Below are 9,938 nucleotides of genomic sequence, written 5' to 3'. Positions count from 1 at the left end.
GTTCCACTGACAAGTTCCACTGACAAGTTCCTCGCAGAGCGGTGGCGCGCCGCGAACCGGTAGGGCGCGTCCCCGACGGGGAAATCCGGATACCGGTCCGTCCGCCGGAAACGAACCGGAACCCGGCGCGCGGAAGGCCCCGTCTGCCGGCGGCGGCTGAATGCCGAGACCGTCAACCGTTGCGGTGGTGATCAGCGCTGATAACCGGGGGTGCGTCCGTATCGCGAGGGCATCGCGTTTGCCCCGGCCCCTTGCCTGGGACGCCCACGCTCGGGTCACGGATCGTCGGTGGAACGCTGAGCCCGCCACACGCGCCTGAGGGCTTCCAGCCCGCTCCGAGGGAAGTGTTCACCCCACTCGCACGGAGGCCCTCGAGGCGTTCTGCTGCGGAGCGAAGGGCCCGTGCAGGGCCGCCCAGTGCAGGAGCAGGAGGGTCTTGCCGTCGGTGATGCGTCCGTCGAGGGTCATTGCGAGGGCTTCATCGAAGTCGAGTTCGAGGACTTCGATGTCCTCGCCCTCTTCTTCGACTCCTCCGCCTGCGTCAACCCGGTCGGCCGGGGTGTAGGGGGCAGCGAAGAAGTGGAGGCGCTCGGTGACGGAGCCGGGACTCATGTAGGCGTCGAGCACGTGGGTGAGTGGGCCGAGGAGGATGCCGAGTTCTTCGGCGCCCTCGCGGCGGATCGCGGTGTGCGGGTCGTCCGCGTCGAGCAGCCCGGCCGCCGCTTCGATGAGCATGCCGTCCGGGTGGCCGTTGACGTAGGCCGGATAGCGGAACTGACGGATGAGCAGTACACAGCCGCGTTCGGTGTCGTAGGGCAGGACGACGGCACCGTTGCCGCGGTCGTAGGTCTCACGCTGCAGGGTCTCCCACCGTCCGTCGCGGCGCCGGTAGTCAAAGGTGGTGCGGCGCAGGACGTGCCAGCCCTGGGAGGTGAGCTCGACGTCACGAATCCGGACGTCGGGGTTGCGCTTGAGGTCGCGCCCAGCGAGGTGGAGGCCGGTGCGCCCGCGGTGATCGGGGATGTCAACGCCCGGGCGGCCCGTCATACGGTCCCCTGGAGGGCGCGGTGGGGAATCTCGGAGATGTCGTGGTAGACGGGCAGGCCGCGGCGGAGGGCGGTGGCGACGTCCTGGTCGGCGCCGGCGGATTCGCCCGGCAGGCGCAGCACGGCGTCGCAGTGGGTGAGCAGCCGGTCAGCGGTCGGGTGGAGCACCTGGTCGGCGAGGGGGTCAGCGGGGCCCGCGTCGGCGGATCGAGGGACGGGCAGGGCGATCCACTCGCCGATCACGGGAAGGTGACCGGCCGCGAAGACGGGCCAGGCCGCGGCTTCGAGACGGGTGAGGTTGGCGGCCATGGCCTGCGGGTCGCCGTCGGTGCCGGAGCGGTACGGGCCTGCGATCAGGATGAGCAGAGGCTTGTCGGTCACGGCAGCTAAAGTAACACGCAAAAACGTGCAAGAACGGGAGAGAATAAGAATGCTGGCTGCCGAACGACGCGAGCACCTGCTCGATCTGCTCGCCCGGACGGGAAAGATAGTGGCCAAGGACGTCGCCGCCGACCTGGGCATCTCTGAGGACAGCGTGCGGCGCGACTTGCGGGACCTCGCTGCGGAGGGGCTGTGCCAGCGGGTCTACGGTGGCGCGCTGCCTGTGTCTCCCGCAGTGGTGGACTACGGCGCCCGGCAGGCGGTCGGCCCGGACGGCAAGCGGAAGGTCGCCTCCGTGGCCGCTGCCATGGTGCGGCCGGGCAGCTCTGTGATCCTCGACGGCGGTACCACCGCCCTCGCCGTGGCGCGAGCGCTCCCGAAGGAGCTCGCCTGTACGGTGATCACCCACAGCCCGACGATCGCCACGGCTCTGATCGACCACCCGCGGGCGGAGATCTTCGTGCTCGGGGGGCGTGTCTTCAAGCACTCGGCGGTGACCTGCGGCGCCGCCGCGGTCGAGGCCGCGCAGAACGTTTCCGCCGACCTGTGCCTGCTCGGTGTCACCGGCGTGCACCCCGAGGCCGGACTGACCACGGCGGACGCCGACGAGGCGGCGATGAAACGTGCCCTGTCCGCGCGGGCCGCGGACACCTACGTCCTCGCCTCCTCCGAGAAGATCGGGACGGCATCGCCGTACCGCGTCCTGCCGTGGGAGGACGTCACCGGACTGATCACCGACGCCGATCCCCGCGACATGGTCATCGACCAGCTCAGGGCACTCGGCGTGGAGATCCTCGCGGCTCAGTGAGAGCCCCTGGGAGTCTCGGGCCGGCTGCCCGTTCCCAGAAGATCTGAATTGGTGAGGTGCCTCTGAGCTGGTCCTTGCCAGTTCTGCTGGGACGGCTCGGAAGACGGGTGGCCCAGTGGATCTGAACGGTGATGAGCTTGCTCGTGCGTGGGCTGGGACTGACCCACTCATTCTGTCTGATCGCATAGCTGTGGCCTGGTGTCTTTCAGTTCTGCTGGGAACCATCCCGCAGGGCGTCATGGTCCTCCGGTGTCATTACGAGCATCAGAGACCTTCCCAAGGAGTCGGTCCAGCGGAAGAGGGCGTCGTTGGAGAAGGTGTGGGAGTGGATCTTTTCGCGAAGGGTGGGGACGTTGAGCCGGTGCTCGGCCTCTGTGTAGACGGCGTTGATGGTGCGCCGGTGCTGGCTGAGGCTCGCCCATCGGCGAGGCCCGCGCCGCTGCGAACTTGGCCGCTGATCGTGCGTCGATCCGGTCCAGGGGGCGGCAATCCACCACCAGTCCCCGCCCGTCCTCGAACCGAGCGAAGTAGTCCGGAGCGTGCGAGACCCGCTTGCCCCGCTCGTCCTCCCAGAACAGCCACAACGGCTGCGACAGCAGCCCAGTCACCTGCGGCGTGAAGTCGAGCAGCATCGCGTGATCCCGCTCCAGCCAGGACTCGAACCCCACGTGCCTACTCGTCGTCGACGATCAGTACAACCCAGGGAAATGCTGTTGCCCGCGATATGACGGGAAGTCGCGGACCGGCCGCCCGGCCTCGAACGGCACCGAGACCGCATCCGCCAACGGCAGCCGACGCTCACCCTGGTCATCCCGCCAGCCAACCTCGAAGCCGCCCACTTGCGGCAGCTTCGTCCCCTCCAACGCACCCATGTATGCCACTTTGCAGACCTGCAGGGACTGAGCACCTTGAACGGGACCGAACCCCTGGTCCGGGTGATTACCCAGTCCGGCGCGAACCCCCGTCGCTGGGCCGTGTCTCTTAACTGCTCAGGCGAGGCAAGGGGCTTTCGGGGAGCCTCGTAAGGTGTAGGCATGTGGACGCAGCACACCCAGGCTCTGTGATCACGAGGCATTGAGGGCGATGCCGTAGGGCGTCGCCCTCATTGGCGTGCCTGCTACGTGATCCATCCTCCTTTCGCCGCCCGCACCGAGGCGGCGGGATGCCGGGCCTGTTCTTCTTACGACGGCGGCCTCTGAGAGCGCGTACAGGCACGGTCCCTTTCCTCACCGATGCCAGGAGTGCCTTGTGCCTGCGTTGCTTACCCCTGCCCTCGAACCGTTCCTCGACTCGCTGCGCTGCCCGGTGTGCCGCGCCAGTCTCCGATCCGACCGTGGCTCACTGCGCTGCCCGTCGGGCCACACCTTCGACATCGCCCGTCAGGGCTACGTCAGCCTCCTGACGGGCGCCCGAGCCACCAGCGGTGACGACGCAGCCATGGTTCAGGCCCGAAACCAGTTCTTGTCCACCGGCAGGTACGCCCCTATTCGCCGGACCCTGACCCGTATGACAGCCGACGTCCTGCCTGGTCAAGGCACGGTCGTGGACATCGGATGCGGCACCGGCTACTACCTGGCCGGCGTACTCGATCAACTTCCCGGCGCCCGCGGCCTAGGGCTGGACGCGTCAGTACGCGCCCTGCGCTCGGCGGCCCGAGCCCATCCGCGAGCCGCTGCAGTGAGCTGGGACGTCTTCCGCCCCTTCCCCTTGGTCGACCAGACGGTCGACGTGATGCTGGACGTGTTCGCCCCGCGCAACCCGGCCGAGTTCCACCGAGTGCTCCGTCCGACCGGCCGGTTGATCGTGGTACGCCCCATCGAGCGGCACCTGGCAGAGCTACGGGGCCAGGTCCCCGCGATGGTCGAGATCGATCCGGACAAGGAACAGCGCCTGCACCAGGCATTGGGCCCCTACTTCCAGGCCGCCGGTACCCAGCACGTCGAATACATCGCACCCCTGACCAGGCAAGAAGCCATCGACCTGGTGGGGATGACACCGAGCGCACGCCACCTGACCCACGCGGCCCTGAGCGGTCACGGCCCCCTACCTGACCAGGTCACCGTCTCCGTGCTGGCCACCTCCTACCAGCCTCGGTGACCGCGAGCACCGGTGGTCCGGGACAGGCATGCAGCCCGCGGATACATATACTGGATATTGCTCTTGAATAAAGGAGTCCAGTATGAGCGTGACAACGATCGACCTTGATGACGATGCGCTGGAGAAGGCCATGCGTGTCGCCGGTGGTGGCACCAAGAAAGACGTGGTCAATGCCGCCCTTCGCGAATACGCCGAACGCCATGAGCGGGCCGCGCTCGTAGCCAAGCACTTCCACGCCGCACAGCAGTGGGACTACGAGGGCTGGCAGCGGCGCCGCGTCGAGGACAAGCAGGGTGGCGTGTGATCCACTACCTGCTCGACTCCTCGGGTCTGTGGCGCCTCCTGCGCGAGGAGCAGTTGAGGGACGCGTGGCTGGAAACCACCACCCTCAGGGCCATCGGGTCGTGCGCTGCCCAGCGGGCCGAGTTCCGGCGTTCAGCGCGCAACGCAGTGGAGTACGAGGCCATGGGGGAGATGTTCACGGATCTGTACCCTGACGTACCTCTCCCGAAGAGGTTGTGGGACTGGGTCGACACAGCCCAGTACGCGCTCGCCGAGAGGGGGGCCCTCGGTGCGGCCGGGCCGCTCGACCTGATGATCTGTGCGACCGCCGTGCATCATGGACTGGTTGTGCTGCACGACGACGCTGATTTCGTCACCGTGGCACGCTTCCTGCCCGACGTCAGCGAGCGGAATGTGCGTAACGTTCCGGGTCTCTAGCATCCTCGGCCGTCGTGGACGCGCGAGTACACCGGATCCCCGCCTCAGCACCCACCCGGGCCGAGCCGGCAGCACCGATGCGCAGATGAGGCGAAGATCCCGACCGATCATGAAGATCGGCGGGATCTGGTCAACTGCTCCCCGAGCGAACTCAAGAACAGTCGACCGCTGGCAGCCGCACGTCAGGTGCTGGACATCGGCTGTGGAACAGGTGTGTTCGCGCTTCTGTTGGCTGAACGCGGGATCGACGTCGTCGGCGTCGATCCCGCCCAGGCGTCCATCGACGTGGCCCGAGCCAAGCCGGGCAGCGAGCGAGTGCGCTGGATCTGTGGCGATGCCACGGCACTCCCGCCGTTGCGGGTCGACCTGGCAACCATGACCGCGAACGCCGCCCAGCAGATCCTCGATCCGCAGGCATGGCGCGAGACCCTGCGCGGCGCATACCAAGCACTACGGCCCGGCGGCCGTCTGGTGTTCGAGACCCGCGACCCAGCCAGACGCGCCTGGGAGGGGTGGAACCGCGAAGCCTCATATCGCGTGACGGAGATCCCGGATGCTGGCGCCGTCGAAAGCTGGGTCCAGGTAATCGAGGTGAGCGAGCCGCTGGTGACGTTCCGCTGGACCTACGTGTTCGCTGCTGACGGGCAGGTGCTCACGTCGGACTCCACCTTGCGCTTCCGTGAGCGGCAGGAGGTCGAGACGGAGCTGATCGCACAGGGCTATGAGGTGGAGGACGTTCGCGATGCGCCCGACAGACCGGGCAAGGAGTTCGTCTTCGTCGCGCGACGCCCGTAGGCCGACTCACAGAAGCCTCGCCGCGCAGATTGATCGGGACTCGATCACTTCGCCGAACAGATCCAGCGGGAAACCTCACAAGCACTGGGAACGGACACCGGCAGGGCGTTCCCGGTCCACGGCCACCCTGTGCGGTGCGACACGGTTGCAAGCAATCCGCTTGCAATAGTTAGCAGCGGTGGTCATCATCGAGACATGGCCTCACTCAACGTCGGATCGCTCGGCGAGTACATCCGGGAGCAGCGCCGCAACGCGCAGTACAGCCTGCGGCAGCTCGCCGATGCCGCGGGGGTGTCCAATCCGTACCTGAGCCAGATCGAGCGGGGGCTGCGCAAGCCCAGCGCGGAGATCCTCCAGCAGATCGCCAAGGCGCTGCGGATCTCCGCGGAGAGCCTGTACGTGCAGGCCGGCATCCTGGACGAACGGGACCGGGACGGTCTCGAGGTGCACCACGCGATCCTCACCGATCCGACGATCAACGAGCGGCAGAAGCAGGTGCTGCTCCAGATCTACGACTCGTTCCGCAAGGAGAACGGGGTTGTGGACGGTGCCGCCGCGCCCGGTGGGGCCGGCGGGGTCGATCCGGGCACACGGGACCACCAGCCGCGGGAGGCGGCGGACCCGGTGGCCGAGCCGGACGACGCCGCGGCCGAGCCGGCAGAGCCGGCAGAGCCGGCCGGGGCGCCGGTGGCGCGGGCGGCTGCGAAGACCGCGAAGAAGGTGGTCAGACGGGTCGCGGGGCGTGGGGTGCGGGCGTCGCGGGCTACCGGGGACGCCGCTGACGACGCGCCCGGTGGCGCCGCTGAGGACGCCAGCCAGGCCACCGGAGACGCCAGCCGGACTCCCGCCGAGGACGCCGGTGGCGACGCGGCGCCCGAGGCGGCCCCGGCCTGACCCACTGCTCGCCGCCGGACCCCGCCGACCGCGCTCCCGCCTGTTTCCGGACCACCCAACAACTCACGGAGGTACCCCCATGGCCATCAGTGAAGACCTGCGCAAGACCCTGACCGACCCGACGCCGCTGTACGCCGTCGCCGGCACCGCGGACCTCGCGGTGGAGAAGCTGCGCGCGATGCCCGCCCTGATCGAGAAGGCGCGGAGCGAGGCGCCGGAACGCATCCAGGCGCTGCGGGAGAACACCGCTCCGGCGAAGGTCACTGAGCGGGCCAAGGACGCGCAGGCGAAGTTCGAGGAGGTCGTCTCGTCGCTGGACGTCCGGCAGTTCCGCGACGCCGCCCAGGGATTCGCGCTCCGGCAGGTGGGGCGGGCCTTCGAGGCGGCGGTGGAAGCCCGGGAGACCTATGACGAGCTGGCCGAGCGCGGTCGCGGGGTGGTGAACCAACTGCGCGGCGAGGCGGCCGAGGGGGTCGAGAACGTCGCGGTGGCCATCGAGCCGGAGGCCCCGTCGAAGGCGGCCCCGCGGCCGGCCGGCGGGGCCGCGGCGAAGAACGAGGGCACCGTTGCGGACAGGGTCGTTCCGGACAAGGCCGCGCTGGACAAGGCCACGGAGGGTGAGGCCGTCGAGGGCGCCAAGCCGCAGCGCCGGACGTCGCGGTCCGCCGCTGGCGGCAGCGCCGCCAGGACGACCGCGGCCAGGACCGCGGCGAAGACCTCCACGGCGAAGACCTCCACAGCGAGGACGTCGGCGGCCAGGACCGCGGCGGCCAGGGGCAGGGCCGCGGCGGAGAAGGTCGAGGAGGCCGAGAAGGCGGAGAAGAGGACGGCGAGGAAGGTCTCGTCCCGCCGGCCCAGCCAGCGCAAGCCCGCGTCGGGCGGCTCGGACCAGTGACGACCGGCGCCGGAGGGCGGCGGTGACGGCGGGCCGGGGCACGTGCACGTGCCCCGGCCCGTTGCACCGGTACGGTGGGGACAGTCCCTGTCCGGCATTGGAGGAGTCTCGATGACGTGGAGCCTGGCCCAGGGGGACGCGGCGCTGCGGTTCGACGAAGCGCTGTACGTGGTCGGTTTCGTGCTGTTCCTGTTCAAGCTGTTCACGCTCATCGACGCGTCGGCGCGCCGGAAGGACGCCTTCGTCGCGGCGGACAAGCAGACCAAGCCGTTCTGGTTGATCATCCTCGGCCTGTTCACCGCGGCCGACGGGATCTTCGCGGCGCTGTACAACGGCTTCGACCCGCTGGGCATCCTGCCGATCATCGGCCTGATCGCCGCCATCGTCTACGTGGTTGACGTGCGGCCGGCGCTGAAGCAGGTCACGGGTGGTCGCAAGGGCGGCAGGGGACCCTCCGGCCGTTGGTGACGGGCGCCTTGTGCCGGCCGGGGGCCCGCCGGATCAGGGGTGCGTGCCCGCCGCGGCCGGGCCCGGCCGGTCCAGCAGCACCGCGGCCACGTCGTCGGTGAGTCCGCCGCCGTTGAGGCGTTCCACCTCGGTCAGTGCCGCGTCCAGCAGATCCTGCCCGGTCAGCCCCGACTCGAGCCGGGCCGCGATCAGTTCGGTCAGGCCCTCCTGCCCCAGCCGTTGCGAGCCCTCGCCGATCCTGCCCTCGATCAGCCCGTCGGTGTAGAGCAGCAGGCTCCACCGGTCACCGAGCACGATGTCCTGGCGGGGCCAGTTCCCCCCGGGCAGCAGCCCCAGCGCGGGCCCGCCCTCCTCGTGCGGCAACGGCTCCGGCCGGCCGGCTCCGCAGGTGACCAGGGGCACCGGGTGCCCCGCCAGGTACAGGTCCGCCCGCGTGCCGTCCGGAGCGATGTCCACCGCGCACAGGGTGGCGAATATCTCGTCGTCCGGGCGCTCGGCGACCAGCACCTGCTCCAGGGTGCGCAGCAACGCCGCACCGCTCAGACCGGCGAAGGTCAACGCACGCCAGGCGATGCGCAGCTCCACGCCGAGTGCGGCCTCGTCGGGACCGTGCCCGCAGACGTCCCCGATCATGGCGTGCACCGTGCCGTCGGGGGAGCGCACCGCGTCGTAGAAGTCCCCGCCGAGCAGGGCGCGGCTGCGCCCGGGCCGGTAACGGGAGGCGAAGTGGAGCCCGGAGCCCTGGAGCAGCGGGTTGGGCAGCAGTCCGCGTTCCAGACGGGCGTTCTCCTGGGTGCGCAGCCGGGACTCGGCGAGTTGGCGCTGGGAGATGTCGGCCCGTTTGCGTTCCACGGCGTACCGGATGGCCCGGCTCAGCCAGGTGCCGCCGAGTTCAGCGCGCATCAGGTAGTCCTGGGCCCCGACCCGCACCGCCTCGGCGCCGCGGCCGGTGTCGGCCTCGCTGGTGACGCCGAGCACGGCGGTGCGGGGCGCCATCAGCAGCACCTGCCGCAGGGTCTGGAGTTCCTGTCCCGCGGGGAGGTCCAGGTCGAGCAGGATGCAGTGGACGTCGTCGGTGAACAGCCGCTCGACCTCGGTGAGGTTGCGGGCCCGACGGATCCTGGCCCTGGTGCCGGCGGCGGCCAGGGTGCGTTCCACGGTGAGCGCGTCACCCGGGTCGTCAGCCACCACCAGCAGCGTCAACTGCTCGGCGGTGGCGGTCGCCGGGATGGCGCGGTCAGCCGCGGTGTCCTGGCGCTGTCTGGGCACCGCCGCCCACGGGTCCTGCTCTCCGGGATCCTGCGGGGGTGCATGGGCACACCGCACAGGCCCGGACCGTCCGGGTTCGGACATTACGCATTTCCTTCCCTCCCCCCGAGGGCACGCGGGGAACGATAGCCTCCCCGGCCGGAATGGTGGACGAGACCGGCTGAACCTGGCCGCTGGCATATGCCTTGGCAGGCTGGGACAAACGGCGCTCTCCTGAGGGAAACCACACCTCATCGGCATGACGAACGTCACGTTGACCCCGAGCGCCACACGACTCCGAACGGAGCGCGGGCGGCGACGATCGGGGTCACAGCCGGGCAGGTGACCCGGGCGTTCCGGCACGCCGGAGCCGGTGGCCTGGATCGGCCACCGGCTCCGGGACGGGGCTGGTCGGGGGGTTCAGGTGCCTTGCGGGACCGAGGGCTGCTGGTCAGCCCCGGGCCGGCGGGGGCACGACGGGTTCACCGCTCAGGGCAGGGTCCATTTCTGGTTGGGTCCTGTGTGGCAGGTCCACAGGTGGACGCGGGTGCCGTCGTTCCAGGTGGAGCCTTCGGCGTCGAGGCAT

Annotated in this window: 12 protein-coding genes and 1 pseudogene; 8 read left to right on the top strand and 5 right to left on the bottom strand. The window is 69.7% G+C overall.

The window, feature by feature from the left end; all coding sequences use genetic code 11:
• Positions 1–348: 348 nt before the first annotated feature.
• Positions 349–1,047 carry an NUDIX domain-containing protein gene (locus A3IG_RS0125665; RefSeq protein ID WP_018386454.1) on the bottom strand — a complete coding sequence of 233 codons (699 nt, stop codon included), beginning with the start codon at positions 1,045–1,047 and terminating at the stop codon, positions 349–351.
• Complete coding sequence (locus A3IG_RS0125660) at positions 1,044–1,427, bottom strand: hypothetical protein (RefSeq protein ID WP_018386453.1); 384 nt, start codon at positions 1,425–1,427, stop codon at positions 1,044–1,046. Before A3IG_RS0125660 ends, A3IG_RS0125665 begins: the two co-directional genes overlap by 4 nt.
• A gap of 49 nt (positions 1,428–1,476) precedes the next feature.
• Between A3IG_RS0125660 and A3IG_RS0125655 the strand changes: the two genes are divergently transcribed.
• Entirely contained in the window at positions 1,477–2,235 is a 759-nt protein-coding gene (locus A3IG_RS0125655; protein ID WP_018386452.1) for a DeoR/GlpR family DNA-binding transcription regulator, read from the top strand.
• Between the two features lie 236 nt (positions 2,236–2,471).
• On the opposite strand, the pseudogene A3IG_RS36035 reads toward A3IG_RS0125655, so the two are convergent.
• Positions 2,472–2,912 (bottom strand): annotated as a pseudogene (locus A3IG_RS36035) (TnsA-like heteromeric transposase endonuclease subunit); the annotation flags it as partial.
• 571 nt (positions 2,913–3,483) lie between these two features.
• Here A3IG_RS36035 and A3IG_RS0125645 point away from each other — a divergent pair.
• The 7 genes from A3IG_RS0125645 to A3IG_RS0125615 all read left to right on the top strand — a co-directional run bounded on the left by A3IG_RS0125645 (position 3,484) and on the right by A3IG_RS0125615 (position 8,104).
• Positions 3,484–4,332 (top strand): putative RNA methyltransferase, encoded by an 849-nt coding sequence (locus A3IG_RS0125645; RefSeq protein ID WP_018386450.1) that lies wholly within the window; start codon positions 3,484–3,486, stop codon positions 4,330–4,332.
• An 82-nt stretch (positions 4,333–4,414) separates the two neighbouring features.
• Positions 4,415–4,636, top strand: coding sequence for a type II toxin-antitoxin system VapB family antitoxin (locus tag A3IG_RS0125640; RefSeq protein ID WP_018386449.1), 222 nt, complete (start codon positions 4,415–4,417; stop codon positions 4,634–4,636).
• Entirely contained in the window at positions 4,633–5,052 is a 420-nt protein-coding gene (locus tag A3IG_RS0125635) for a PIN domain-containing protein (protein ID WP_018386448.1), read from the top strand. Before A3IG_RS0125640 ends, A3IG_RS0125635 begins: the two co-directional genes overlap by 4 nt.
• Before the next feature lie 126 nt (positions 5,053–5,178).
• Positions 5,179–5,847 (top strand): class I SAM-dependent methyltransferase, encoded by a 669-nt coding sequence (locus tag A3IG_RS31300; protein ID WP_051087636.1) that lies wholly within the window; start codon positions 5,179–5,181, stop codon positions 5,845–5,847.
• Positions 5,848–6,042: 195 nt separating this feature from the next.
• On the top strand, positions 6,043–6,741 hold the full coding sequence (locus A3IG_RS33075; RefSeq protein WP_018386446.1) for a helix-turn-helix domain-containing protein: 699 nt from the start codon (positions 6,043–6,045) through the stop codon (positions 6,739–6,741).
• Positions 6,742–6,820: 79 nt separating this feature from the next.
• Positions 6,821–7,636 (top strand): hypothetical protein, encoded by an 816-nt coding sequence (locus A3IG_RS31290; RefSeq protein WP_236719052.1) that lies wholly within the window; start codon positions 6,821–6,823, stop codon positions 7,634–7,636.
• A gap of 111 nt (positions 7,637–7,747) precedes the next feature.
• Positions 7,748–8,104 (top strand): DUF2516 family protein, encoded by a 357-nt coding sequence (locus A3IG_RS0125615; RefSeq protein ID WP_018386445.1) that lies wholly within the window; start codon positions 7,748–7,750, stop codon positions 8,102–8,104.
• 33 nt (positions 8,105–8,137) lie between these two features.
• Here the strand turns inward: A3IG_RS0125615 and A3IG_RS31285 are convergent, their stop codons facing one another.
• Entirely contained in the window at positions 8,138–9,373 is a 1,236-nt protein-coding gene (locus A3IG_RS31285) for a PP2C family protein-serine/threonine phosphatase (protein WP_018386444.1), read from the bottom strand.
• A gap of 468 nt (positions 9,374–9,841) precedes the next feature.
• Positions 9,842–9,938: RICIN domain-containing protein (locus A3IG_RS36030; protein ID WP_407701005.1), on the bottom strand; the 97-nt coding region annotated here is incomplete at its 5' end.

The organism is Wenjunlia vitaminophila DSM 41686, from assembly GCF_000380165.1.
GTDB lineage: Bacteria > Actinomycetota > Actinomycetes > Streptomycetales > Streptomycetaceae > Wenjunlia > Wenjunlia vitaminophila.
The sequence above is the reverse complement of the archived record's forward strand: the minus strand, read 5'-3'. Positions and strand labels throughout refer to the sequence as shown.